The sequence below is a fragment of the Curtobacterium sp. MCBD17_023 genome (assembly GCF_003224415.1).
Lineage (GTDB): Bacteria > Actinomycetota > Actinomycetes > Actinomycetales > Microbacteriaceae > Curtobacterium.
On the sequence record NZ_QKLJ01000001.1, the window covers coordinates 1 to 26,231 of the forward strand.

Below are 26,231 nucleotides of genomic sequence, written 5' to 3' on the forward strand. Positions count from 1 at the left end.
AGATGTGTATAAGAGACAGGTGACGACCTGGGTGTCGGCCGGGCCGGTGCCGTTCGAGGCGGTGATCGTCACGGTCGAGGACCCCGGCGCGGTCGGGGTGCCCGAGATGACGCCGGTGGTGCTGTCGATCGTGAGACCGGTCGGCAGGCCCGTGGCGGTGAAGGTCGGCGTCGGCGTCCCGGTGGCGGTCACGGTGTGGCTGTAGGGCTGTCCGGTCGTCGCGTCCGTGGGCGTGCCGGAGGTGATCGACGGCGCGACGGTCGGCGTGGGGGTGGCGGGCGGCGGGCAGGTCTGTGACGGCGTGAGCGTGTTCGTGTCGAGCGTCACCGCGCCGTTCAGGGCGAGCAGGCGGCCCTGGACCGTTGCACCGGTGACCGCGGTGACGGACTGCTGGGCGAGGACGGTGCCCTGGAACTGCGCACCGCTCTGGATGGTCGCGGAGCTACCGACCTGCCAGAAGACGTTGCACGAGCTCGCGCCGCCGGTGATCAGGATCCGGGTGTCCGTCCCGACGACCAGCGTGGACGCTGCCTGGAACACCCAGGTCGACTGCGCGTCGCCGTCCAGGGTGAGCGTGTTGCCGTCCGACAGGTCCAGTGCACCCCCGGAGTAGACCCCGGGGACGAGCGGCGCACGGTTGTCGAGGTCGGTGACGTCGACGCCGCTCGGCGTGAGTGCCGCGGCCGCGTCGTACGCGGTCCGGGCGTCCTGCTGCGCCTGCGCGGCCTCGGTGCGGGACCGGACCGTGCCGGTGACGACGCCGTCCGGTGCCGCTCCGAACCCGGTGACCGCGGTGCCGGGCGAGACGCCGAGGTCACCGTTGACGACGGTCGGTCCGGTGTTGGTGACGGCGCTGGCCCCGAGGACGCCGTAGGTGGCAGCGGTCCCGAGCGTGACGGGCCCGTCGATCTCGGTGGCCGCGGAGGCGCCGGATGACGCCGTGAGGACGAGCGACACTGCGAGGCCCATACCGGCACCACCCGTCAGGACGCTGCGGAGGAACGGTGACGCGGCCATGGAGGCACCTGTCTGAGAGGGAGAGGCACAGTGCGTTCGTCGACGACGGACGCATGATCTCCGGTCTCCGGAGTATGCGTCACATCTGCTCGGAACGGGGTGGAGACGCCCGATCCGCCTCGCTCACGGCCGGACTCCCAGGTCGCACACACGCTCGGAGCGGTCACCGGCCGTTGGGGACCCCCAGTGCAGGGGGCAGCACGCACGAGCGGCGTCGGACGGGTGCACCCAGAGCCCCGTCCGACGCCGCGGTCGTCCCGCCCGACTACGCCCGGCGCACCCGCAGGCTGACGATCTCGAACGGCCGGAACGTCAGCACGACGGGCTCGCCGTCCTCCCACGTCCCGTCGTCGAGCGGTCGTTCGAGCAGGTCCACCCGGGTGACGCCGGCGACGTCGAACCCGAAGTCAACGCCGACGTCGGTCGCCCGACCGCCGAGGGCCTCGTACAACCGCACGACGACGTCCCCGCTCCGGTCCTCGGCGAGCTTCACGGCCTCGACGAACACCTGCGGCGACGACACGGTGACGAGCGGCTCGACGGCGGTGTCGCCGGGCACCGTCCGCACCGGCAGGTTGAGCCGGTACCCGGAGTCGGCGGCGTCGAGCACCGAGGCGCCGACGCGCAGCACGGTGCGGAACACGTGGTGCCCCTGGTCGGCCTCGGGGTCGGGGAACTTCGGCCCGCGCACGAGTGACTCCCGCACCTGCGTGGTGGTCCCGCCGTCCGCTCGGGTGGTCCGCGTGACGTCGTGCCCGTAGGTCGAGTCGTTCGCGATCGCGACCCCGAAGCCCGGCTCGGCGACGTGCACCCACCGGTGCGCACTCGTCTCGAACCGTGCGAAGTCCCACGAGGTGTTCTGGTGCGTCGGCCGGTCGATGTGCCCGAACTGGATCTCGCTCGACGCCTCGTCGGCCTTGAGGTCGAGCGGGAACGCCAGCTTGAGGAGCTTCTGCTGCTCGTGCCAGTCGACCTCGGTCTCGACGACCAGCTCGGGCTGCCCCTCGGTCGCCGTGTACCGGGTGGTCACGGTCGAGCTGCCGAACGGACGGACGACGACGAGCGCGTCACCCTCGACCGTGACGCTCGTCGCGGTGAGCGCGGACCCGTGGCGCTGGTACGCCCGGTCGATGTCCCACGCCTCCCACTGGTTCGGGGTGTCGCGGAACACGGTGTACTCCGCCGCTGCGGCGCCCGGGGCGACGGCGTCCCGCCCGGAGGCCCGCTCCACGAACGACACGACGTGCCCGGCCGCGTCGACGGTCGCGACGACCGCACCGGTGTCGAAGACGAACCGGTCGCCGTCCGGCTCGGGAGGCACGGCCCGCGCCACGTCGACGGGCGCGGCTCCCAGCGCGGTCACGCCGTCGGCGACCACCGGGGACGCGTTGAACCGGACCTGCGGGGCGGACGCGGCCGGGCCTCCCGGCTGGTCCGCGGTGGCCGTGCCGCCGGTGGCGAGTGCGGAGGTCGCCGTGCCGATCAGTTCCTCGAGGACACCTGCGACGCGGGCGTACTCGGCCTCCGCGTTCTCGTAGACCCAGGCGATGGACGAGCCCGGCAGGATGTCGTGGAACTGCTGGAGCAGCACGGTGTGCCAGGCCGACTCGAGTTCGTCGTACGGGTACGCCTGCCCGAGCCGGACGGCCGCGGTGGAGGCCCAGAGCTCGGCCTCGCGGAGCAGGTGCTCGGAGCGGCGGTTGCCCTGCTTCGTGCGGACCTGCGACGTGTACGTGCCGCGGTGGAACTCGAGGTACATCTCGCCGGACCAGATGCCGGGGGTGGGCAGCGCCCGTTCCAGCTCCTCGAACACCTGCGCCGGCGTGCCGAGGTCGACGCGGGGCGAGCCGTCCAGGTCGTGCTGGCGTCGGGCGGCGGCGACCATCTCGCGGGTCGGGCCACCACCGCCGTCACCGAAGCCGTAGAGCAGCATCGAGGTGTTCGCGACGCCGCGCTCCTTGTTCTGCCGCTCCCCCCGGTGCAGGTCCGCGGGCGAGACGTCGGAGTTGTACGTGTCCGCCGGGGGCAGGTGCGTGAGGACCCGGGAGCCGTCGATGCCCTCCCACAGGAACGACGTGTGCGGGATGACGTTCGTCTCGTTCCACGACGGCTTCTGCGTGACGAACCACTTCGACCCCGCGGCGCGCACGATCTGCGGGAGCGCGCCGGTGTACCCGAACGAGTCGGGGAGCCAGGCCTCGGGCGTGTCGATGCCGAACTCCTCGAGGAAGAACCGCTTGCCGGCGACGAACTGCCGGGCCAGGGCCTCTCCGCCGGGCAGGTTCGTGTCGGACTCGACCCACATGCCGCCGACCGGGATCCACCGCCCCTCGGCGACGCGCTGCTTGATCCTGCCGAACACCTCCGGGTACTCGTCCCGCATCCACGCGTACTGCTGGGCGGACGAGCACGCGAACGTGAAGTCGGGGTCGCGGTCCATCAGGTCGAGCACGTTCGAGAACGTGCGGGCGCACTTGCGCTTCGTCTCCCGCACCGGCCAGAGCCAGGCGGAGTCGATGTGCGCGTGCCCGACGGCGATCGCGCGGTGCGCAGCAGCACTGGCGGGCACGGCGAGCGCCGTCGCCAGCACGGCGCGGGCGTCGGCGGCGGTCCCGGCCACGTCGTCGGGGTCGAGTGCGTCCGCGGCCCGTTCGAGCACGCGGAGCACGTCGGCGCCACGGGTGCCGTCGGTCGGGAGCTCGGCCATGAGACCGCGCAGCACCCAGAGGTCCTGCTGCAGCTCCCACACGGTGTCGTCGCGTTCGACGACCTCGAGTGCGCGCAGGCGGTAGATCGGAACGTCGCCGGCGGTGTGCTTCGAGCCGAGCGGGGTGGCGCCCTGGAAGTCGTCGCCGCCGATGTCGGGGTTCGCGCCGGCCTCGACGTAGAGCTCGAACGACTCCCCCGGGCCGACCTGCAGCGGGACGGTGTCGTTGCGCGGCTCGATGGCCTTGATGGTGGAGCCGTCCGGGCGGAACGCGAGCCCTTCGGCCTGGAACCCGGGCTGGCGCTTGCTGAACCCGAGGTCGACGAGGAGCTCGGCGGTGGTGCCGTCCGCGGTGCCGAAGTCCGCGGGCACGGTGCCGGTGACCCGGAACCACGTGGTGCCCCACGGTCGGGCGCCCCACGGCTCGCCGACCGTGAACGGCGTGTACGTCTGCTGCACGGCCTCGCCGAAGGGCACCGGTTCGTCCGGCACCTGCCAGGCCTCGATCGTCACCGGCGATGCCCGTCGGTGGACGTTCGGGTCGACGCGGTCCCGCACGAGTCGCGCGATGCGGGCCTCGACGAGCGGTTCGTCCTGGTGCATGAGGGTCCTTTCGTTCCGCGTGGTGAGCGCGGCTGGGGTGCGGTGGTCAGCCCTTGATGGCGCCGGCGAGGGCGTTGCCCCCGCCGAGGCCGCGGGACACGAGCACGTAGAGGGCGATGACGGGCACGGAGTAGACGATCGAGAACGCGGCGAGCTGCCCGTACGCGACGGCCCCGTTCTGACCGAAGAAGTTGAAGATGCTCACCGCGGCGGGCACCTTGTCGGGCGAGAGCAGCAGGACGAAGGGGACGAAGAAGTTCCCCCACGCCTGGATGAACACGAAGATGAACACCACGGCGATGCCGGGTCGCATGAGCGGCACGACGATGCGGGTGAGCGTCGTGAACATCGAGGCGCCGTCGGTCCAGGCCGCTTCCTCCAGCGAGATCGGCACCGAGTCCATGAAGTTCTTCGCCATCCAGATCGCCATCGGCAGGCTGGTCGCGGCGAGGAAGAAGACGCAGCCCCAGATGTTGTCGATGAGGTTGAGCGACACGAAGAGCGCGTAGACGGGGACCATCATCGCGGTGATGGGCAGACCGGTGCCGAACAGGATGCTGTACAGGAACGGCTTGTTCACGCGAAGCTTGTACCGGGACAGCGGGTACGCGGCGAGGAGCGCGGCGACGACCGTCACGACGGCCGTGCCACCGGAGAGCAACAGGCTGTTCGCGAGCGGGATGAACGACAGCTCCGGGGTGAGCACCTGGGTGAAGTTGTCGAGCGTGAACTGCGACGGCAGCTTCACCGACAGCGACGCCTGCGTGTCCACCGACGCGAGCACGAGCCAGAGCAGCGGCACCGCGAAGCACACCGCGATGACGAGCAGGACGATGTTCGACACCCACCGGAGGGTGCGACCCCGGGGCGAGGTCATGTGGACCGCGCCCGGGGCGGTCACCGAGCGGGTGACGTTCGAGACCGGACGGTCAGCGGTGAGGGCCATGGTCAGTCCACCTCCGGCTTCAGTGCCTTGATGTAGATGATCGAGAAGACCGCGCCGACCACGAGCAGGATGGTCGCGATCGCCGTCCCGAAGCCGAGCTGCGAGAACTGGAACGCCTCCTGGTACGCCAGGATCGGCAGGGTCGACGAGTTCGTGCCCGGTCCGCCGCCCGTCATCACGAAGATGAGGGTGAAGACCGACAGGGTCTGCAGCGTCGTGAGCATGAGGTTCGTCGAGATGCTGCGGCGGATGACCGGCAGCGTGATGTAGACGAGACGCTGCCAGCCGGTGGCGCCGTCGACCTCGGCGGACTCGGTGATCTCCTCGGGGACCTCCTGCACGGCTGCCGAGTAGACGAGCATCGAGAACGCCGTCCCGCGCCAGACGTTCGCGAGGATGACCGCGATCATCGGGTACGTGTAGAGCCAGTTCGGCCCGCTGACGCCGAGGGACGCGAGGAACGAGTTCAGCGTCCCCTCGTCGTGGAAGAACGCGTACGCCGCGAACGAGGCGACGATCTCGGGCAGCACCCACGCGGCGACGACGAAGGTGCCGACGACGCCGCGGACGACCCGGTTCGCGCTGCGCATGAGCAGCGCGAGGCCGAGGCCGAGCACGTTCTGCCCCACCACCGCCGAGGCGATGAGGAACACGATCGTCAGGACCACGGACTTCGGGAAGTCCGGGTCCTGGAAGAGCTCGACGTAGTTCTGGAAGCCGACGAACTGCTGGTCCGCGGCGTCGATGCCGGTCAGCGCCGCGTTCGTGAAGGAGCCGTAGAACGACGAGATGACCGGCCCGAGCAGGAACACGACGAGCAGGACGACGGCGGGCAGGAGCGGGACGACGCGCGTCGCGTTCCGCATCGGGCGCCGCTTCCGCGGCGGGGGTGGGTCGGCGCGGTTCGGCGCACCGGGGGCCGACAGCGTCGGCGCGAGGGGGGTGCTGGACACGGTGGATGCCTTCCGGGTGCGGAGAGGGTTCCGGAGATGGGGGGCTGTCGGGAGGCGCGGGGCGGACGGGCACCGCGCCTCCCGTCAGGTGGTGCCGGGCGGTCAGCCGGCGACGGTGGCGTCCTTGCCGACGACGCCCTCGACGGCCTTGTCGTAGACCGCCGCTGCCTCGGCGGGCGACTGCTGACCGGTCATCACGGACTCCATCGCGACCTGGATGGCGTTCGAGACCTGTGCGTACTCGCTCGTCGCCGGACGGAAGTTCGTGTGCTCCACGAGCCCGGAGAAGAACTCGAAGGTCGGGTTCGCGCCGGTGTACGCCGGGTCCTCGGCGACGTCCTTGCGGACGGCGATCTGGCTGTTCTCCGAGTCGTACTTGATGGAGCCGTCCTTGTCGAGGAACATCGTGATGAAGTCGAACGCGTCCTGCGGGTTCCCCGACTTCGAACCGACCGCGAGCGTCCAGCCGCCGGACATCGAGTTGTAGCCCGGTTCCTGGCCGTTCTGCGTCGGGAAGGGCGCCTGACCCATCACGTCGTTCCACTCGGCCCACGGGGCGGTGCCGGACTCCAGCCAGGTGCCGGACTGCCACGAACCGTCGAGGTCGATCGCGAGCTTGCCCTCCGGCAGCCACGTCTGCGTGATCGTCGTCCCGATGTTGGTGTCGAGGGCCTGCTGCGGCGTGGGCCCGAGGTCGCCCTGGTAGACGTCCTCGATGAACTGCAGCGAGTCCTGGAACTGCTCCGAGCCGACGACCCACTTGCCGTCGCGGTACAGCGTGTTGCCGTCGCCGTCAGCGCCGTAGAGCAGCATCTCGAAGCCCTGCATGGTCGAGGCCTCGCCCTGCGCCTTGCCGGAGTAGATGTTGAACGGGATGACGTCCGGCTGCTGCTCCTTGATGGTCTTCGCGGCGGCGAGGACGTCGTCCCAGGTCTCCGGCTTCCACGGCACGGGCAGACCGGCCTTCTCGAAGATCTCCTTGTTGTACCAGAGCGCACGGGTGTCGGTGCCCATCGGGACGCCGTAGATCTTGCCGTCCTCCCCCTCACCCGCCTGCTTCGCGTTGTCGTAGAACTGGTCCCACTCGTCCCACTTCTCGGTGAACCGGTCGATCGGCTGCAGGTAGCCGGCATCGGCGTCGGCCTTGATGCGGAACGTGTCCTCGTAGATGACGTCGGGCGCGGTCGCGGGTGCCCGGTTCATCAGCGCGAGCTTCGTGGCGTAGTCGTCCTCCTGCGCCTGGATCGGGACGAGTTCGACCTCCTTGCCGGGGTTCGCCTCCTCGTACTCCTTCTTGACGACCTTCATCTGGGCGTCGAGCTGCTGGAAGGCGCCGAACTTCTGGTAGGCGATCTTGATCGTGTCGCTCGAGGCGGACCCCGAGCTCGAGCAGCCGGCGAGTCCGACCGAGGCGACGGCCACGGCGGCGAATCCGGCGATGATGCGGGTGCGTTTCATCGGTGCTCCTTTGCACGGGTGAAGGTCGCGGACTCCGTTGCCCGCGTTGCCGGTTTAGTCCATCGTATGGATTTGAACGTTGTCAAGCGTTCGACGGGAAGCGCGTCCGGTTCGTGACCTGCGCGCGGCGGGGGCGGTCCGGTCCGGCTTGGTTCGCGCTGCGCGACGTTCTCCGCGTCAGCGAGCACGAACGGTGTCGCTGCGCGCGAAGCGGCCCGTCGGCTCGACTGCGACCGGCCCGGGTCCGTGCCGGGCCCGGGCCCGGGTGGGCGGCTACCGGATCGGGGTCGCCCCGCCGGTGACGGTGACGCCGCCGCTCACGGGCACGTCGACGAGCAGCACGCTCGGCCGTCCGACGTGCCGCCCCTGCCGGATCACGACCCGGTCACCCGGCACGGCCGCACCGGTCTCCCGCAGGTACGCCCCGACGGACGCGGCGGCCGATCCCGTAGCCGGGTCCTCCGTGATGCGGCCGACCGGGAAGAGGTTCCGCGCCTCGTACTCCCCCGGTGTCACCGGGTGCAGCACGGTCACGGTCGCCGGCCAGCCGCTCCGTCGCATGAGGTCGGCGAGCGCCGCGGGGGCGAACCGGAACTGGTGGAACAGGTCCGCGTCGGCGAGGACGAGCACGGGGTGCCAGTTGCCGGCGAAGGCCTCGAGGGGCGGGTGCGCCGCGTCGAGGTCGTCCGGCACGAGTCCGAGCAGGTCGAGCAGCGGCAGCAGCCGGTCGTCGGGCAGCGGCCGGGTCGCGGGCACGACGCTCGTCATCGCGACCTGCACGACGCCCGCGGACCGGACCGTGTCGAGCACGACGTCGCCCGACCGTGTGACGAACACCCGCTGCCCGGGCCCCTGCCGCTCGGCGATCGCCACCGCGAGCGCGACCGTCGCGTGGCCGCAGAACGGCACCTCGGCGGCCGGGGAGAAGTAGCGCACCCGGACCCGGTCCCCGTCCCACCCGGTGACGAAGGCGGTCTCGGAGTACCCGACCCGCTGCGCGATCGCGAGCATCTCGTCGTCGGTGAGGGCCGCGGCGTCGAGGACGACCCCGGCCGGGTTGCCGCCGTGCGCACCGGCCTGCGGGTCGGCGAACGCGGTGTACCGGAGGACCTCGACGTGCTGCACGGTCCGAGGCTACCGAGCGTGCGCGACCCTCAGTGCGCGATGAGCAACGTGCTCGCGCGCGGCGACAGCGCCGCGTCGAGCACCAGGCAGGCCGCCCCGACCGCGGCCACGTCCGCACCGCGCTGGCTCTCGACCACGGTCACGGGGTGCTTCGGGACGAGGATCGGCGACCCGGCGATCGCCGCCGTCGCCGCCGGGAGGGCAGCGGGTGCGATCCGCGACCAGAACGGCCCGCCGAAGACGACCCGGTCCACGTCGAGGAGGTTGACGATGACGACCACCGCCCGTCCCATCACCGTGCCGACCTCGGCCGCGAACGCCGACGCGACCGGGTCGCCGGCCGCGACCGCGTCCCCGAGCGCGTCCCACGCCCGGTCGACGGCCGCGAGGTCGACCCCGGCGTCCGCCCCGTCGACCGCGAGCTCGTCCACGTCCCCGAGCGGGACGCCACGCTCCGCCGCGATCCGCACGAGCCGGTCGGGCGTCACGGTGGCCCCGACCTCACCACGCGCGCCCTCGCCGTCGGGCGTGCCGGCGAGGCTCCCCTGGTCGACCATGATGTGTCCGGCGTCCCCGGCGTTCGCCCCGGACCCGCGGACGGGCTCGTGGTCGATGACGAGCCCGACGCCGAACCCGGTGCCGAAGTACACGAACGCGAAGTCCCGCGCCGCTGCCTCCCGCGCCAGGAACAACTCGCCGACCGCCGCGGCGGTGACGTCCTTCTCGAGGAGCACGGGGTACCCGGTCGCGTCCCCGAGGGCGTCCCGGAGCGCCACGTCCCGCCACCGCGGCAGGAACGGCGGGTCGAGCACGATGCCGGCGGCCGCGTCGATCGGCCCCGGCGAGGCGACCCCGACCCCGAGCACGGCGTCGGGGTCGACGTCGGCGCGACGGACGAGTTCGTCGACCGCGGACGCCATCGTCCGGATCACCTGCTCCGGGTCCTCGGCGCTCGGGGTCGACGTGGTGGCCTCGGCCACCACCGCACCCGCCAGGTCGAGCAGCACGTACGTGACGACCGCGGGGTCGACGTGCACCCCGACGGCGAAGCGACTGCGGGCCTCCAGGCGGAGGATCGTGCGCGGCTTGCCGCGCCCGGACACCACCGTGCCGGACTCGACGATCATGCCGGCGTCGATGAGGTACCGGGTGACGTTCGAGACCGTCTGCGGGCTGAGGCCGGTGCGGGCCGCGAGTTCGACGCGGCTGAGCCCGTCGGGTGAGCGGCGAACGGCGTCGAGCACGACCGTGCGGTTGAAGCCGCCCAGCGACGGCAGGTTCGCCCCACGTCGATGCTCCGCCACCCGAGCGACGATACCGCCGGAGCACGCTGCCTCCGTCGCACCGCTGGCATCCGACCCGCCCGCACCGTTAGCCTGACCGACATGACGGACCTCCGCCTCGAAGAACTCTCCGCAGCGACCGCCGCAGCGGCCAACTCGCTGACGCTGAAGCCGGGGCAGGAGCAGTTCGTCCAGCCGACCTCGTACGCGCAGGCCGAGTCGGACGTGAAGCCGAGCGCCTCGTGGCCGCGGGTCGTCCTGGACGGGGACGAGGTCGTCGGGCTCATCATCGGCAGCTTCGACGCCGACAACGCGCAGGAAGAGCTGCGCAGCTGCATCTGGCGGGTCAACGTCGCCGCGAACGCGCAGGGCCGCGGTGTCGGCCGGTTCGCCGTGCACGGCCTGGCCGAGGAGGCCCGCAAGCGCGGCTTCGAGCGCCTGACCGTGGTCTACGAGCCCGGTGCCGGCAGCCCGGCGGCGTTCTTCGAGGCGATCGGCTTCCGGGTGATCGGCGAGACCCAGTACGGCGACCACTTCGCGGCGCTGACGCTCTAGGCGCCGTCGTGTCGGCACCGTCGTCCCACGAGGACGCGGACGACTTCGGTGCCGCCGTCGCGGCGGTCGTCCGTGCCATCCCGCCGGGTCGCGTGATGACGTACGGCGACGTCGCCGCCGTGCTCGGCTCCCGTGCCTCCCGTGCGGTCGGCAAGGTGATGGCCCACGAGGGCGCCGACCTGCCCTGGTGGCGGGTCGTCCGGGCCGGCGGGCTGCCACCGGTCCGCCACGAGGCACGTGCCCTCGAGCACTACCGCGCCGAGGGCACGCCGCTGCGCCCGACGCGAGCGGTCGACGACGACGCGGCCTGGAGGCTCGACATGCGCCGTGCGCGCTGGTCGCCGACCGCGGACGACCGGTCGGACTAGCGCCGGGCGGACGTGGCTGGGCCGGGCGTCGCCGGGCCGGGGGTCGCCGGGCCGGGCGTCGCCGGGCCGGGCTGCAGGTCGAACCGCGTGCCCTTCGGGTTCGACGGCAGCAGGAAGAACACGAAGAGCACGAGCGACCCGATGCCCGGGAGCACGTGCAGGAACTGCCAGAAGCCGGACAGGTTCGCGTCGTGCAGGCGCCGCGCCCCGAGGGCCAGCCCGCCGACGAGCGTCACGAGGGCCCAGAGCACGAACAGGTAGGACCCGACGGGGTTCTCGAGCAGCGGGGCGTCCGGGGTGAACGCCTGCGGCACGAGCTGCAGCACGAGGCCGACCGCGAACGACGTGAGCCACCACCACCAGAACTCGGAGCGGGACGCCCGGCCGGTGAACACCGTGTACTTCCGCCAGAACCGCCGGACGGCCTCGGCGAAGGGGGCGCCGACGAAGGGGTCGCGCAGGGCGACGCCTCCCGGCTGGACGTCGTTGCTGCTCATCCCCCCAGCAAACCACGGCGTCCGGTCCCGCCCCGGACGGGACGCACCCCCTCCGCGGACATCACTAGACCAGCGAGTCCCGCCAGGCCGCGTGCAGCTGCGAGAACCGCCCCGTCCCGGCGATGAGGTCGGCGGGCGTGCCGTCCTCGACGATGCGGCCGTACTCCATCACGAGCACCCGGTGGGCGATCGCGACGGTCGACAGCCGGTGCGCGATGATCACCGCGGTCCGGTCGGCGAGCAGGGTCTCGAGCCCCTCCTGCACCAGCCGCTCCGACGGGATGTCGAGCGACGCCGTGGCCTCGTCGAGGATGAGCACCTTCGGGTCCGCCAGGAACGCGCGGGCGAACGACAGCAGCTGCCGTTGCCCTGCCGACACCCGGCCGCCGCGCTTGTTCACGTCGGTGTCGTACCCGTCCGGCAGTGCCGTGATGAACGCGTGGGCACCGACCGCCTTCGCCGCCGCAACGATGTCCGCTCGGGAGGCTCCCGGTCGACCGAGCTCGATGTTGTCCGCCACCGAGCCGGAGAACAGGTACGCCTCCTGCGTCACCATGACGACCGCCCGGCGCATGTCCTTCGGGTCGAGGTCCCGCAGGTCGACGCCGTCCAGGGTGACCACGCCCGAGGTCGGGTCGTAGAACCGCGCCATGAGCTTCGCGAGCGTCGACTTGCCGGCACCGGTGGACCCCACGAGCGCGATGGTCTGCCCCGCCGGGATGTGCAGGTCGAACTCCGGCAGCACGACGCGGTCCTCCTTGTAGGCGAACGCGACGTGCTCGAAGTCGACCCGGCCGGCCGCGTCCGGCAGCTTCACCGGCTTCGCCGGGTCCGGGACGCTCGGCTGCTCCTCGAGGACGCCGGAGATCTTCTCCATCGCCGCCGAGGCCGACTGGTAGCTGTTGTAGAACATGGCGAGTTCCTGCGCCGGGTCGAAGAACCGCTTGGCGTACAGCGCGACCGCGAGCAGCGCGCCGATCTCGAGCGACCCGCCGACGACCCGGAAACCGCCGACGATGACGACCGCGGCGAGCGTCGCGTTCCCGATGAGCACCAGACCCGGGTCGAAGATCCCGAACAGGTTGAACACGCGGGCGTTCGCCTGCCGGTTCTGCTCGACCTGCTCGCCGTACTCGACCTCGTTGCGGGACTCCTTGCGGAACGCCTGCACCGCGCGGATGCCGGTCATCGTCTCGACGAAGTGCACGATCACGCGGGCACTCGTCGTCCGGGTGGACCGGAAGAGCTGCTGCGAGCGCTGCTGGAACCACCGGGTCAGGAACCACAGCGGCACGAGGGCGACCGCGAGCACCAGGCCGGAGGTCGGGTCGAGGAGCACGAGCGCCACCGCGGTGAAGAGCATGTACAGCACGCTCTGGATGAGCTGGTTCAAACCGGAGTCGAGCAGTTCCCGGATCGAGTCGAGGTCGCTCGTCTGGCGGGAGATGATCCGGCCCGAGGTGTACGTCTCGTGGAACTCGAGCGAGAGCCGCTGCGTGTGCAGGAACACCCGCTTCCGCAGGTCGAACAGGATCGCCTGGCTGATCCGCGCGGACAGCACGGTGTACCAGGCGGTGAGGACGGCGCCGACGACCGCGATCGTGATGTACGACCCCACGACGAGGAACGCCGGCGCCCAGTCGTCCCGGTCGAGCACGGTGGGCAGGGCGTGGTCGATGCCCCAGGCGATGAGCGCGGGTCCGGCGACCTGCCCGGCGGTCGCGAGCACCACGACGACGGCGATGCCCCAGAGCCGGGCCCGCAGCGGCGCGGTGAGCGAGCCGAGCAGTCCGAGCGACCGGCGCCGCAGGCGGCGGCTCTCGGCCTTAGTGAAGTCCTCGCGTTCCTCGCCGCGCACCCCGTGCACGGTGATCGACGCGGTGACCGGGGCCGCTGCCTCGGCTGCCTGCGTGCCGGTGCCGACCTGCGCCACCGGCACCGATCCGCCCGTGGGTTCCTGGTCGACGGTCACGCGCGCGTCCTGGTCGGTCTCGTCGCTCATGCCATCGCCTCCTCTCGGTCGTCTGCGTCGTCGTCGTCGAGCGACGAGATGACGGCACGGTAGTGCTCGTTCGTGGCCATCAGCTCGGCATGCGTGCCGACGGCGGTGACGCGGCCGTCCTCCATGAGCGCCACCCGGTCCGCGAGCGTCACGGTCGACGGACGGTGGGCCACGATGAGCGAGGTCGTGTCGGCGAGGACCCGGCGGAGACCGGCCTCCACCCGGGCCTCGGTGTCGACGTCGAGCGCCGACAGCGGGTCGTCGAGGACGAGCACGCTCGGCCGCGCCGCGATCGCCCGGGCGAGCGCGAGTCGCTGCCGCTGCCCGCCGGACAACGACAGCCCTTCTTCTCCGACCCGGGTGTCGACGCCCTCGGGCAGGTCGTCCACGAAGGACGCCTGCGCGATGTCGAGGGCCTCGCGCATGATCCGCTCGGCCTCCGGGCCGGTCAGGTCCGGGCGGCCGAGCAGGACGTTGTCGCGCACGCTCGACGAGAACAGGGTCGCGTCCTCGAAGGCGACCGCGACGTGCCGTCGGAGTTCGGCTCGGGTGAGGTCCCGCACATCGACGCCGTCGATCGTGACGGACCCGCCGGTGACGTCGTACAACCGGGGCACGAGCGACAGCAGGGTCGTCTTGCCGGAGCCGGTGAGTCCGACGAGCGCCATCGTCTCGCCGGGCTGCAGGTGCAGCTCGACGCCGTCCACCAGGTCGGGGAACTGCGGCGGGGAGTCCTGGTAGCGGAAGTGCGTCGCGTTGAACGAGAGCGCACCGTGCGGCTCGGTGATGGTCTTCGGCTCCGCGGGGTCCGTGATCGTGTTCTCGGAGTCCATGACCTCGAAGTACCGGTCCACTGCGGTGCGGGTGTCGAACGTCATCGACAGGAAGAACCCGATCGACTCGATCGGGAAGCGCAGCACGGTCGCGGTCGCGAAGAACGCGAAGAGCTGCCCGACGCTGAGGTCCCCCTGGCTGGCGAGCCAGATGCCGGCGAGCAGGCAGAGCGCGAACGCCACGTCCGGCACGAGCAGCAGCCACAGCCAGATCGCCGCGATCGCCTTGGCCTTCTCGATCTCGGTGCCGCGCAGCTGCTCGGCCTGCTCGGCGAACTCGTCGAGCTTGTACCGGCCCCGCCCGAACGCCTTGAGCACGCGGATGCCGTGCACCGACTGCTCGACGCTCGTCGCGAGGTCGCCGACCTGGTCCTGGCTGCGGCGGGCGACGATCGAGTACTTCCGCTCGAACAGGACGCTGTTCACCCACACCGGGATCGACGCCACCAGGAAGATGAGGCCGAGCTGCCAGCCGAACGTGAAGAGCACGGCGAACCCGATGACGATCGTCACGACGTTCACGACGAGGAGCACGATGCCGAACGCCAGCCAGCGCCGGATGAGCGACAGGTCGGACACCGAGCGGGACAGCAGCTGCCCGGACTCCCACCGGTCGTGGAACGCGACGGGCAGGTCCTGCAGCTTCGCGTAGAGCGCGTTCCGCATGCTCGCCTCGATGCGGGTCGACGGCCGCATGACGAGCTTCCGGCGCGAGGCGATGAAGAACGCCTCGAGGACACCGAGCGCGAGCACCGCGGCTCCGGCGGGCAGGATGAGTCCGCCGTCCCCGGATGCGAGCGGCCCGTCGACGAGGGCCTGCAGGACGTACGGGATGGCGAGCGCGACGACGGAGGCGCCGAGCGCCGCCAGCATCCCGCCGAGCAGACGCCATCGGTAGGGCTGGACGTAGGGCCAGAGCCGTCCGAGCGCGCGGGCGGTGGACGGTCGCGCCGGGGTCGGCGCCGGTTCCCGATCGGGTCCCTGGGACATGCGTGTGCGTCCTCGTGCTTCGTGCCGGGTCCCGTCGGCCAGGGGCTGGCCCTGTCCGGACGGGAGGCCCGGGGTGCGTTGCGTGGTCTGGTCGGCCGGTTGCCCGGTCACGGTGCCGCGGTCGTCGCCGTCGGGACGGCGTCCGTCGGTGGGCCGGATCGGCATCCGGTCGGAGGCGACGGGGACACGTGTCCCTGGCGCTCGGTCGGGCTGGGCCCGATCCGGCCCGGCGGGTGCGGGAGGCGGCTCTACGCGGTCGGCGTCGCCGGGACGACGGGTGCCCCCGCGGACGGGGACGACGCGACGGCGCGACGGGCGCGTCGTGCGTCGGGAGCGGTCCCGCTGATGGACGTCCGTGTCGTCCGGGCCCCCGTTGCCGTGGTGCCGGTCGTCGTGTCCATCGTCACTCCAGTCGTCGTCTTCGTCACCGTCGTGTCCGCGGTGCCGCCGACCCGTGGAGCAGTCGTCGGCTGAGGCCGCAGAGCCCTGCAGACTATCGGCAGCGACTCCCAGCGCGCAACCAGCAACGCGTGCTGGTCCGCGCGTCGCCGCCGTGCCCGACGGATCGGCGCTCAGTGGAAGAAGTGCCGCTCGCCCGTGAGGTACATCGTGACGCCGGCTGCCGTCGCGGCCGCGATGACCTCGTCGTCCCGAACGCTGCCGCCCGGCTGGGCGACCGCACGCACCCCGGCGTCGAGCAGGACCTGCAGGCCGTCGGCGAACGGGAAGAACGCGTCCGACGCGGCGACCGAACCGGCAGCGCGGTCCCCGGCGCGGTTCACGGCGAGGTGGCACGAGTCGACGCGGTTCACCTGCCCCATGCCGACCCCGACGCTCGCGCCCTGGTTCGCGAGCAGGATCGCGTTCGACTTCACCGCACGGCTGGCCTTCCACGCGAAGGCCAGGTCGGCGAGGGTCTGCTCGTCGGCCGGCTCGCCGGAGACCAGGGTCCACGCGGACTGGTCGAACCCGGTGAAGCGGTCGGCGTCCTGCACGAGGAAGCCGCCCGAGATCTGCTTGACCTCACGCTCGGCGAGCGCGAAGTCCCCCGGCAGCGTGAGCAGGCGGATGTTCTTCTTGCGGGACAGGACCTCGAGTGCCTCGGGGTCGAACGCGGGAGCCACGACGACCTCGGTGAAGATGTCGGCGATCGTCTCGGCCATGCCCAGCGTGACCGGACGGTTCGCCGCGATGACCCCGCCGAACGCCGACAGCGGGTCGCAGGCGTGCGCGGCGGCGTGCGCGGAGGCGATCGGGTCGGATGCGTCGGGGGCGGCGACCGCGATGCCGCACGGGTTGGCGTGCTTGATGATCGCGACGGCCGGCTCCGCGAAGTCGTACGCGGCACGGACCGCTGCGTCCGCGTCGACGTAGTTGTTGTACGACATCTCCTTGCCGTGCAACTGGGTCGCCTGCGCGATCCCGGTGCCGTCGGCGCTCGTGTACAGCGCCGCGGACTGGTGGGCGTTCTCGCCGTAGCGGAGCGTCGCGGTGCGGTCCGCGGTCAGCGTGAGCTGCTCCGGGAAGGCGCTGGGGGCCTCCCGGTCGTCGGCGCCGGACGCGACCGGTTCGGCGACGACGTCGGACGCGAAGTACGCGGCGACGGCGGTGTCGTACGCCGCGGTGTGGCCGAAGGCCTGCGCGGCGAGGCGCTTGCGGAGGGCGAGGTCGGTGCCGCCCGCACGGACGGCCTCGACGACCTCGGCGTAGGAGGCGGGCGAGACGACGATCGCGACGTTCGGGTGGTTCTTCGCGGACGCGCGGACCATGGCCGGGCCGCCGATGTCGACGTTCTCGACCACGGTCGCGGTGTCGGCGCCCGAGGCGACCGTCTCGACGAACGGGTACAGGTTCACGACGACGAGCTCGAACGGCGCGATGCCGAGGTCGGTGAGCTGCTGCTCGTGCGACTCGAGCCGGAGGTCGGCGAGCAGCCCCGCGTGCACGGCGGGGTGCAGGGTCTTCACGCGGCCGTCGAGCGACTCCGGGAAGCCCGTGACGCTCGCGACGTCGGTGACGGCGTACCCGGCGTCACGGATGGTCTGCGCGGTGGAGCCCGTGGACACGAGCTCGACACCCGCGTCGGCGAGGGCGCCGGCGAGCTCGAGCAGCCCGGACTTGTCGCTCACCGAGATGAGGGCGCGACGCACGGGCACGACGTCCCGGTCGCGGTACAGGCTGGGGTCGGCGGCGTGCACGCTCATGCGGGGGTGGTGCCCTTCAGGTCGATGTGTCCGTTGGCGATGTCGAGGACGGTCTGGATGAGCAGCCGGCGTTCGACGGGCTTGATGCGGTCGTGCAGGGTCGACTCGGTGTCGTGCGGCAGGACCGGGACGCGCTCCTGCGCCAGGATCGGTCCGCTGTCGACGCCGTCGTCCACGGCGATGACGCTCGCGCCGGTCTCGGTCACGCCGGCGGCCAGGGCGTCACGGACGCCGTGCGCTCCCGGGAACTCGGGCAGGTACGCCGGGTGCGTGTTGATGACCGACGGTCCGAACTCCGCCACGACCGCGGGCGGCAGCAGGCGCATGAGCCCGGACAACACCAGCAGGTCGGGCGTCCACGGGCGGATCTGCTCGGCGAGCGCCTCGCCCCACTCGGCGCGGGTCGCGTAGCGCGTGAACGGCACCGTGAAGGTCGGGATCGAGTACTCCTCGCCGAGCTGGAGGCCCTCGGCGTCACGGTCCGCCCCGATCGCGACGACGCGGGCGGGGTACTCGGCATCGCGGGTCGCCTCGAGCAGGGCCCGGAGGTTCGACCCGGTACCGGAGATCAGGACGACCAGTTCGAGCACGGGAACAACCCTAGCGGGGCTGCGCGCCGGACCGGGTGGTCAGAGGTCCACTCCTCGATCGGTCGTGACATGTGCAATACCAGTAGGTAGGTTCGATGGCGGAGGCGATCCGACCTCCGCCATGACGATCGGAGTCATCGTGAACCGTCCATCCATCCACTCGACGACCGTGGGCATCGCGACGGCGAGCGCCGTCGCCGCCGCTGTGCTCCTGCCGGTCGCACCAGCCGGAGCCGCCCCGGAGCGGCCGACGACCTCCGTCGCCACACGGGACGGGTTCGACACCGATGCGGTGCGCCAGGAGCTGCAGGAACTCGAGGGCACGCAGTCGTCAGCCGAGATCGAGCACATCGTCGACTCGGGCCACCTCGTGGCCACCTACACCGCAGGCACCTCGTCGACCATCGTCGCGGCGGTCGACCTCGGTCCCGCGCAGCGTGCCCAGAAGAAGGTGAGCCGGTAGCTCAGGCGTCGGTGTCGCCCTTCGGCCTCCGCCACCACGGCAACTCGTCCTCGGGGATCTGGTCGGTCGTGTCCCAGGTCGCCGCACGGGGCGCCGGACGCGCGGGGGGCTCCGGGTCCACGTCGTCCCGCCCCGCGACGAACTCCTCCGTGCTCCAGGGGAAGGCCGGCTGCTCGTCGGTCCGCGGCCCGACGGGGGCCGTGGCCCCCGACCGGGCAGGTTCAGCGTCGGCCGCTGGCGGGACAGCGCTGCCTGGCCGGTGCCGCAGGTCTCCGGCCCGCTCCCGCAGGTCCCCGGCCCGGTCGCGGGCACCGGTGGCAGCGGCACGGAGGCGTGCCCGGACGCTGTCGACGGCTCCGCCGGCTCGCGTGCGCGGCCCGGCGGCAGCGCCCGCGTGGTCGTCCAGACGCTCGGATGCGACAGCGTCCGTCCGCGCCCAGTCCGGCAGGTCGACGTCGGTGGCCTCGGCGTGCGCGGCCTCGGTCTGGGACGGCGCCGCGTCCGGCGCAGCCGGGAGGCCCGTGTCATCCCGGCCGTGCTCCGCCCCGTCCGCACCGCGTCCGGGCCGGTCGTCGCCGCGTCCGGGCTGGTCGTCGCCCGCCACACGGTCGGACGTCAGCGTCTCGCCGCCACGGTCGAGGTCGGCGCTCGCGCGGGGAGCTGCACCCGAGTCCGTGCTGGCATGCGAGTCCGTGCTGGCGTGCGTCACCGGGTCGTGCACCTCGTCCACCGAGAACCGGTGCACGTCGGTGGTCCGGCCGGCGCCCGCGTGGTCGAGGGCAGCGATGAGCGACCCGTGGTCGGCGCTCGCGTCCGCGGTGGCGACGTCGTCCTCGACCTCGTGCCAGCGCTCACCGATCCAGGAGCGCTCCGGCAGGCGCACCAGGTCACTGCCGATCGCGAGCGCGATGATCGCGGGGACACCGACCTCGAGTGCGGCGACGGCACCGACCACCAGGGCGTCCGGGCCGACGACGGCCAGGCGCCCCGGCCCCGCCGACCCCGCGGTGAGCCCGGTGACGACACCGGTCAGGACACCGGCGACCAGCCCGGTCACGACTCCGCCGAGCGCCCGGTACAGGGCCGAGTCGGCGGACCCGAGCGCACGGACGAGCCGCGGACGCAGCAGTCCACCGGTGACGAAGCCCGCCACGACGGGCACCAGGATCCAGACCAGGCCGAACGTGTGTCCCGACGTCGGCAGCGCCCCGAGCAGCGGCACGGCCGGGAGCGGGCCGAGCACCGTCCCGAGGGGCGACACCGACGATCCGGCGCCGATCGCGAAGCCCGGGCCGACGAGCCACGCCGTGGCCCACCCGACCAGGTCCGGGACGAACGCGAGCTGGCCGACGGTCATGGCGATGCCGCCGACGACACCGGCGTGCGACCGTTCGTAGAGCGTGATGACCTCGGCGAAGGAGCCGAGGAGCGCGAACCCGACCAGGATGCCGGCGACCGCCACGACGCACGCGGTCGCGACGGTGCCGGCGCGCAGACCGAAGCCGACGACGCCGCGCCAGAGCGCCGGGATGCGGCCGACCAGGTCCACCACCCGGAGGGTCAGCGGATCGGCCGCCTGGCCACGCCGACGCCGGCAGACCTCGGCCGTGACGACGGCCGGGACGCCGAACCAGAGCGCGGGCAGCACGACGGCCTGCCAGATCACCGGGTGGGTGGCGCTCGTGGTCGCGGTGAGGGCGACCAGCAGGCCGAGGGCGGCGACCGCCGCGGTGCCGACCAGGACCCCGGTGACGCGGTGCTCCGTCTCGGCGAACCGGCGTCCGGCCCGGCCGCCGAGCCACGCCGTGACGACGGCGAACCCGAGGGCCGCGAGGGTGACGACGATCGGTGCGGACGCCCCGGGAAGACCGGTGGCCTCCGCCGCCGCGGAGCCGAGCGTGAACGTGACGTCCACGCCGTGACCGATGAGCCAGACGTTGCCCGCCGCGGTCCAGAAGACGCTCCAGTCGACCTGGAGTCCGTACTCGAACGCCCACAGCAGGGTGAGCGGCACGAGGGCGACGCCCACGCCGACGCCGACCGTCACGATCGCTTCGATCACGGCGAGGAGGGCGGTTCCGAGGCGGTTCATCGCAGCGAGGATACGTGCCCGACCCCGCGCAGGACGGGAGGCTCGGCGCGGGTCCCGCACCGAGCCTCCCGTCCGACAGGAGCGCGCGTCAGCGCGCGGCGATGACCTCGCGCAGCAGCGCGGCCGTCTCGGACGGCGTCTTGCCGACCTTGACGCCGGCCGCCTCGAGCGCCTGCTTCTTCGCCTCGGCGGTGCCGGCGGAACCGGACACGATCGCGCCGGCGTGGCCCATCGTCTTGCCCTCCGGCGCCGTGAAGCCCGCGACGTACCCGACGACCGGCTTCGTGACGTTGGCCTTGATGTAGTCAGCGGCGCGCTCCTCGGCGTCGCCGCCGATCTCACCGATCATCACGATGGCCTCGGTCTCCGGGTCGGCCTCGAACGCGGCGAGCGCGTCGATGTGCGTCGTCCCGATGACCGGGTCGCCGCCGATGCCGATGGCCGTCGAGAAGCCCAGGTCACGCAGCTCGTACATCATCTGGTAGGTCAGGGTGCCGGACTTCGAGACGAGGCCGATCGGGCCCTTGCCGGTGATCGTCGCCGGGGTGATGCCGACGAGCGACTCCCCCGGGGTGATGATGCCGGGGCAGTTCGGCCCGATGATCCGGGTCTTCCCACCGAGCGCCTTCGCGTGCGCCCAGAACACCGCGGCGTCCTGCACCGGGATGCCCTCGGTGATGACGACGACGAGGGGGATCTCGGCGTCGACGGCCTCCATCACAGCGTCCTTCGCGAACGCCGGCGGGACGAAGACGATCGAGACGTCGGCACCGGTGGTGTCGATGGCCTCGCGCACCGAGCCGAAGACGGGGAGCTCGACGTCGCCGTGCGTGACGGTCGTGCCGGCCTTGCGGGCGTTGACACCGCCGACGACCTGCGTCCCGGCCTTGAGCATGAGGGCGGTGTGCTTCGTGCCCTCACCGCCCGTGATGCCCTGGACGATGACCTTGGAGTCCTTGTTGAGGAAGATCGACATTGCTCTGGTGCTCCTTACGCCGCGGCCGCGGCGAGCTCGGCGGCCTTCTCGGCCGCATCGTCCATGGTCGCGGCGACGGTGACGAGCGGGTGCGCTGCCTCCGCCAGGATCCGTCGGCCCTCGTCCACGTTGTTGCCGTCGAGGCGGACGACGAGCGGCTTGGTGGCCGCGTCGCCGAGGATGCCGAGCGCGGCGACGATGCCGTTCGCGACGGCGTCGCAGGCGGTGATGCCGCCGAAGACGTTCACGAAGACGCTCTTCACCTGCGGGTCGCCGAGGATGACGTCGAGGCCGTTGGCCATCACCTCGGCCGAGGCACCGCCGCCGATGTCGAGGAAGTTCGCGGGCTTCACACCACCGTGACGCTCACCGGCGTAGGCGACGACGTCGAGCGTCGACATGACGAGCCCGGCGCCGTTGCCGATGACGCCGACCTGGCCGTCGAGCTTCACGTAGTTGAGGCCGTGCTGCTTCGCCTTGGCCTCGAGCGGGTCCTCGCTCGCGGTGTCCTCGAGCTGCGCGTGCCCCTCGTGGCGGAAGTCGGCGTTCTCGTCGAGGGAGACCTTGCCGTCGAGCGCCAGGATCTGCCCGTCGCCGGTGCGGACGAGCGGGTTCACCTCGACGAGGGTGGCGTCCTCGCCCGCGAAGACGTCGTAGAGCTTCACGAAGACGTCCGCGACCTGGTCCTGGAGCTCGGATGGGAAGTTCGCCTGACGCGCGATGTCGAGCGCGGCCTCCTTGTTGATGCCCGTGAGCGGGTTCACCTCGACCCGGGCGAGCGCCTCGGGCTTCTCCACCGCGAGCTGCTCGATCTCCATGCCGCCCTCGACGCTGGTGAGCGACAGGTAGGAGCGGTTCGCCCGGTCGAGCAGCACCGAGAAGTAGAACTCCTCGGCGATGTCCGCACCCTGCGCGACCATGACGCGCTGCACGGTGTGGCCCTTGATGTCGAGGCCGAGGATCGCCTGCGCGTGCTCGAACGCCTCGTCCGGGGTCTTCGCGACCTTGACGCCGCCGGCCTTGCCACGGCCACCGACCTTCACCTGCGCCTTGACGACCACGACGCCGCCGATCTGCTCGGCAGCCGCCTTCGCCTGCTCGGGGGTGTCGGCGATGATCCCCTGGAGGACGGGGACGCCGTAGGACTCGAAGAGGTCCCTGGCCTGGTACTCGAAAAGATCCACGCTGTTCTTCTTCCCGCACGGTTCGTGCGATCGGCATCGGTGTCCGGTCGCGCCTCCACATCGAGGGTCGCTCGATGTCGAGACAACGGCCGCGACCGAGCCTAGCGCTGGCAGGTGGACGCGCGGTGCCCCGGTGGAGAACGCGCTGCCCCGCGCCGCCGCCGGCCCCTGTCGTCCGGGGTACGCCGTCTCCGGGCGACCGACCAGGCCGGATCGTGCACCGTCGATCGGGTGCAGAACGAACTCCGTACCCGTACCGCCGAGGTCTTCGGTTGGGAACTCCGCGACGCGCAGGAGACCGTGGTCGACGCCGTCCTCGAGGGCCGTGACGCCCTCGCCCTCATGCCGACCGGTTCCGGCAAGTCCGCGATCTACCAGGTCGCCGCCCTCGCACTGGACGGCCCCGTCGTCGTGGTCTCGCCCCTCGTGGCCCTGCAGGAGGACCAGGTCGTGGGGATCGAGGACCACCCGGACGCACCCCGCGCGGTGACGATCAACGCGACCCGGGCGCACCGCGAGCTCGAGGACGCGTGGGACGCCGTCGCGTCCGGGGCGGCCCGCTACGTCTTCCTCGCCCCGGAGCAGCTCGCCAAGGACGAGGTCGTCGACCGGCTGCGGGAGGCCGGGGTCGCGCTGGTCACGGTCGACGAGGCGCACTGCGTCTCGAGCTGGGGCCATGACTTCCGCCCGGACTACCTGGTGCTCGGCGAGGTCATCGAGCGGCTCGGACGTCCTCCGGTGCTCGCGATGACGGCGACCGGTTCGACTCCCGTGCGCAACGAGATCGTCGAGCGGCTCGGGATGCGCGACCCGCTCGTCGTCGCGACGGGCTTCGACCGCCCGAACCTGCGCTTCGAGGTCCAGCGGCACAGTGACGCCGACGAGAAGCGTGACGCGGTCGTCGCCCAGGTGGTCGGGCTCGAGGGCGCGGGGATCGTGTACGTCGCCACCCGTGCCGAGACCATGCTCTACGCGGACGAACTCGTCGAGAGCGGTCGCCGCGCCAAGGCCTACCACGCGGGCCTGCGCGTGCGGGACCGTGAACACGTGCACCACGAGTTCCTCGAGGGCGCCCTCGACGTCGTCGTCGCGACCAGCGCCTTCGGCATGGGCATCGACAAGCCGGACGTGCGCTTCGTCGTGCACGCCGACGTCCCCGAGTCCGTCGACGCCTACTACCAGGAGGTCGGCCGGGCCGGACGGGACGGCGACGTCGGCCTCACGACACTGCACTACCGCTCCGAGGACCTCGGGCTCCGCCGGTTCTTCGCCTCCGGATCGCCCCGGCCCGCGTCGCTCCGGGCGGTCTTCGACGCGGTTCCCGAGGACGGGGTCCTGCCCCGGTCGGAGGTCGCCGAGCGTTCCGGACTCGCCGCCCGCACCGCCTCCCGCGTCGCCAACGCCCTGGTGGACGCCGGCGCGCTGTCCGACGCCGCCGACGGACTCCGCCGTGTCCCGGACGGCCCCGCCGACGCGGACGCCGCGGTCGAGCTCGCCAAGGCGCACGCGAAGGAGCGGGAGCGGGTGGAGGAGTCGCGCATCGAGATGATGCGCCGTTTCGCCGAGACGACCGGCTGCCGTCGGCAGTTCCTGCTCGGGTACTTCGGCGACGAACTCCCCGAGCCGTGCGGCAACTGCGACACGTGCTCCGCGGGCACCGCGACCGACACGGATGCGCACGGGGCGGACGGGTCGCACGACGCCGAGTGGCCGCCGGACGCGCCGGTCGAGCACGCCGAGTGGGGCCGCGGCACGGTCATGAGCACCGAGGACGACCGGCTGACGGTGTTCTTCGAGTCCGCCGGGTACCGGACGCTGGCCCTCGCCGACGTGACGGAACGACACCTGCTCGAGCGCGTCTGAGGCACGTGCGCCGGACGGTGCGGCGGGGGAAGGCGCGGTCGCTCGACCACCCGTCGGCGACCGCGCTCCACTCCCCCGAGCACACGCAGTAGACACCGCGGGGGTGACCTCGCGGTGTCCCCCAGGTGAACGGCGGGCGAAGCCGACCCGCGCGGCCGCTGTCCGCCTGGGTGCGACCGGCCGTCCCCCGGGCGCCACGGACGTTCCCACCGGCACCCGGGTAGCAAGGAGCGGTGGGGCCGCGTCGGCGCACGACGGGCACCACCGCACGAGCACGCCACACGATCGACAGGAGCGACACATGTCCGACCCCGGCATCACCCCAGGCGACGAGTTCAGCGACGGCGTCAGCGACTCCGCCGACGAGGGCCGCGCCGACGACGTGGACCGCGAGTACGTCGGCGCGTACGAGACCGACGACGCCGAGGAGGCGCTCGAGACCGTGACGAACGACGCGGTCGCCGGCGAGACCGTCGAGCCGCAGCTCGGCGACGGCACCGACGACGGCCCGACCGGCGGGGCGCCGCGCGAGGGCTCGCCGGACCTCTGGGAGCACGGCGACGACCGTCCGGACCTCGGCGGCGACCTGGGCACGAAGCCCCTCTGACGTGACCGGTCGACGGACGGGAGGCCCGGAGCACGACGTGCGCGGCCGCTCCCGTCCGTCCCCTGGTCACGACCGCGACCGGCCCGGCCACCGGGACCGCGCGCTCCGCCGCTTCATCGCCGACAGCACGCCGGTCATCGCGGGCGGCCGCGCGATCCTGCTGCAGATCGCCGACCCGGTCGTCGCCGCGGGCGTTCGTCGGCACTCCGACTTCGCGGAGCGACCGCAGCAGCGGCTGGCCCACACCCTCATGTACGTGTACGCGGTGGTGACCGGCACCGCGCGGGACGCCGCCGTGGCGCGGTCGTTCGTCGAGCACGCGCACCGGCCGGTCGCGGGAGCGAACGAGGTCGACCGACAGCTGTGGGTGGCCGCGACGCTGTACGACTCCGCGATCCGGACCCACCGGTTGCTCGGCACCCCGGTCGACGCCGAGCGGGCGGAGGCGGTCCTCCGGGCCTACGCGCCGATCGCCACCGCGCTCCGGGTGCCAGCGGACCGCTGGCCGACGTCGGTCGCCGCGTTCGAGGCGTACTGGGCCGACACGCTCGGGACCCTCCGGGTGACGGACGACGCCCGCAGTGTCGTCCGGGACCTCCTGCACCCTCGGGCGGCACCGCTCTGGGTCCGTTCCGCGATGCCCCTCGTGCGGATCGTCACCGTCGGCATGCTGCCGGACGCCGTGCGCGACGACTACGGCTTCGCGTGGGGACCCCGCGAGGAACGACGCTGGCGACGCACCCTCGCCGGCATCCGGGCGGCGCGCGCCGTCGTGCCCGGACCCCTGCTGCGCCTGCCGCGGGCCCTCCTGCTGCGCGGGATGCACCGCACCGCGGCCCGGCACGCGCACCACTGAGTGATCGGGTGTCCGTCCCCCGCGAGCCTGGACGTCCCCGCGCCGACCACGGTTGAGTG

General features: G+C 72.2%; 22 protein-coding genes. 7 read left to right on the top strand and 15 right to left on the bottom strand.

Annotation, left to right across the window (positions count from 1 at the left end; all coding sequences use genetic code 11):
* From DEI84_RS00005 to DEI84_RS00035, 7 genes are all read right to left on the bottom strand, one after another.
* The coding region (locus tag DEI84_RS00005) for an ice-binding family protein (RefSeq protein WP_110889224.1) at positions 1-1,017 on the bottom strand (1,017 nt) is incomplete at its 3' end.
* A gap of 265 nt (positions 1,018-1,282) precedes the next feature.
* Positions 1,283-4,327 (bottom strand): glycoside hydrolase family 38 C-terminal domain-containing protein, encoded by a 3,045-nt coding sequence (locus DEI84_RS00010; protein WP_110889225.1) that lies wholly within the window; start codon positions 4,325-4,327, stop codon positions 1,283-1,285.
* A 46-nt stretch (positions 4,328-4,373) separates the two neighbouring features.
* On the bottom strand, positions 4,374-5,204 hold the full coding sequence (locus DEI84_RS00015; RefSeq protein ID WP_375537637.1) for a carbohydrate ABC transporter permease: 831 nt from the start codon (positions 5,202-5,204) through the stop codon (positions 4,374-4,376).
* A 71-nt stretch (positions 5,205-5,275) separates the two neighbouring features.
* A complete protein-coding gene (locus tag DEI84_RS00020) occupies positions 5,276-6,226 on the bottom strand; it encodes a carbohydrate ABC transporter permease (RefSeq protein ID WP_110889227.1) in 951 nt (316 codons plus the stop codon).
* 102 nt (positions 6,227-6,328) lie between these two features.
* A complete protein-coding gene (locus DEI84_RS00025) occupies positions 6,329-7,684 on the bottom strand; it encodes an extracellular solute-binding protein (RefSeq protein WP_110824167.1) in 1,356 nt (451 codons plus the stop codon).
* Between the two features lie 273 nt (positions 7,685-7,957).
* The gene (locus tag DEI84_RS00030; protein ID WP_110889228.1) at positions 7,958-8,809 is read right to left on the bottom strand and encodes a PhzF family phenazine biosynthesis protein; all 852 of its coding nucleotides are present in this window, start codon (positions 8,807-8,809) and stop codon (positions 7,958-7,960) included.
* Positions 8,810-8,838: 29 nt separating this feature from the next.
* A complete protein-coding gene (locus DEI84_RS00035; RefSeq protein ID WP_110889229.1) occupies positions 8,839-10,113 on the bottom strand; it encodes an ROK family transcriptional regulator in 1,275 nt (424 codons plus the stop codon).
* Positions 10,114-10,194: 81 nt separating this feature from the next.
* Here DEI84_RS00035 and DEI84_RS00040 point away from each other — a divergent pair, with 81 nt between their 5' ends.
* Both DEI84_RS00040 and DEI84_RS00045 read left to right on the top strand, forming a co-directional pair.
* On the top strand, positions 10,195-10,647 hold the full coding sequence (locus DEI84_RS00040; protein WP_110824170.1) for a GNAT family N-acetyltransferase: 453 nt from the start codon (positions 10,195-10,197) through the stop codon (positions 10,645-10,647).
* Positions 10,648-10,655: 8 nt separating this feature from the next.
* Positions 10,656-11,015, top strand: a complete 360-nt coding sequence (locus DEI84_RS00045; protein ID WP_110889230.1) for an MGMT family protein — start codon at positions 10,656-10,658, stop codon at positions 11,013-11,015.
* Here DEI84_RS00045 and DEI84_RS00050 read toward each other — a convergent pair.
* The 3 genes from DEI84_RS00050 to DEI84_RS00060 all read right to left on the bottom strand — a co-directional run bounded on the left by DEI84_RS00050 (position 11,012) and on the right by DEI84_RS00060 (position 15,337).
* On the bottom strand, positions 11,012-11,512 hold the full coding sequence (locus DEI84_RS00050) for a DUF805 domain-containing protein (RefSeq protein WP_110889231.1): 501 nt from the start codon (positions 11,510-11,512) through the stop codon (positions 11,012-11,014). The two genes, DEI84_RS00045 and DEI84_RS00050, sit on opposite strands and share 4 nt — an antisense overlap.
* A 64-nt stretch (positions 11,513-11,576) precedes the next feature.
* A complete protein-coding gene (locus tag DEI84_RS00055) occupies positions 11,577-13,385 on the bottom strand; it encodes an ABC transporter ATP-binding protein (RefSeq protein ID WP_110889549.1) in 1,809 nt (602 codons plus the stop codon).
* 125 nt (positions 13,386-13,510) lie between these two features.
* On the bottom strand, positions 13,511-15,337 hold the full coding sequence (locus tag DEI84_RS00060; RefSeq protein WP_110824433.1) for an ABC transporter ATP-binding protein: 1,827 nt from the start codon (positions 15,335-15,337) through the stop codon (positions 13,511-13,513).
* A gap of 345 nt (positions 15,338-15,682) precedes the next feature.
* Here DEI84_RS00060 and DEI84_RS15865 point away from each other — a divergent pair, with 345 nt between their 5' ends.
* On the top strand, positions 15,683-15,811 hold the full coding sequence (locus DEI84_RS15865; protein ID WP_258365820.1) for a hypothetical protein: 129 nt from the start codon (positions 15,683-15,685) through the stop codon (positions 15,809-15,811).
* Between the two features lie 98 nt (positions 15,812-15,909).
* Here DEI84_RS15865 and purH read toward each other — a convergent pair whose 3' ends face one another.
* Both purH and purN read right to left on the bottom strand, forming a co-directional pair.
* Positions 15,910-17,541 (bottom strand): bifunctional phosphoribosylaminoimidazolecarboxamide formyltransferase/IMP cyclohydrolase, encoded by a 1,632-nt coding sequence (gene purH / locus DEI84_RS00065; RefSeq protein ID WP_110889232.1) that lies wholly within the window; start codon positions 17,539-17,541, stop codon positions 15,910-15,912.
* Complete coding sequence (gene purN, locus DEI84_RS00070) at positions 17,538-18,131, bottom strand: phosphoribosylglycinamide formyltransferase (protein WP_110889233.1); 594 nt, start codon at positions 18,129-18,131, stop codon at positions 17,538-17,540. The genes purH and purN overlap by 4 nt, the downstream gene beginning before the upstream one ends.
* A gap of 139 nt (positions 18,132-18,270) precedes the next feature.
* Here purN and DEI84_RS00075 point away from each other — a divergent pair, with 139 nt between their 5' ends.
* Positions 18,271-18,594, top strand: coding sequence for a hypothetical protein (locus DEI84_RS00075; RefSeq protein WP_146236257.1), 324 nt, complete (start codon positions 18,271-18,273; stop codon positions 18,592-18,594).
* A 1-nt stretch (position 18,595) separates the two neighbouring features.
* Here DEI84_RS00075 and DEI84_RS00080 read toward each other — a convergent pair whose 3' ends face one another.
* From DEI84_RS00080 to sucC, 3 genes are all read right to left on the bottom strand, one after another.
* Positions 18,596-20,686, bottom strand: a complete 2,091-nt coding sequence (locus tag DEI84_RS00080; RefSeq protein ID WP_110889235.1) for a DUF6350 family protein — start codon at positions 20,684-20,686, stop codon at positions 18,596-18,598.
* A gap of 88 nt (positions 20,687-20,774) precedes the next feature.
* Entirely contained in the window at positions 20,775-21,662 is an 888-nt protein-coding gene (gene sucD / locus DEI84_RS00085) for a succinate--CoA ligase subunit alpha (protein WP_110824176.1), read from the bottom strand.
* Positions 21,663-21,676: 14 nt separating this feature from the next.
* Positions 21,677-22,846, bottom strand: a complete 1,170-nt coding sequence (sucC, locus tag DEI84_RS00090; RefSeq protein ID WP_110889236.1) for an ADP-forming succinate--CoA ligase subunit beta — start codon at positions 22,844-22,846, stop codon at positions 21,677-21,679.
* A 231-nt stretch (positions 22,847-23,077) separates the two neighbouring features.
* Between sucC and DEI84_RS00095 the strand changes: the two genes are divergently transcribed.
* The 3 genes from DEI84_RS00095 to DEI84_RS00105 all read left to right on the top strand — a co-directional run bounded on the left by DEI84_RS00095 (position 23,078) and on the right by DEI84_RS00105 (position 26,172).
* Entirely contained in the window at positions 23,078-24,709 is a 1,632-nt protein-coding gene (locus DEI84_RS00095) for a RecQ family ATP-dependent DNA helicase (protein ID WP_110889237.1), read from the top strand.
* A 301-nt stretch (positions 24,710-25,010) separates the two neighbouring features.
* Positions 25,011-25,316 (top strand): hypothetical protein, encoded by a 306-nt coding sequence (locus tag DEI84_RS15525; protein ID WP_181420288.1) that lies wholly within the window; start codon positions 25,011-25,013, stop codon positions 25,314-25,316.
* Positions 25,317-25,353: 37 nt separating this feature from the next.
* Complete coding sequence (locus DEI84_RS00105; protein ID WP_181420289.1) at positions 25,354-26,172, top strand: oxygenase MpaB family protein; 819 nt, start codon at positions 25,354-25,356, stop codon at positions 26,170-26,172.
* Positions 26,173-26,231: the final 59 nt, after the last annotated feature.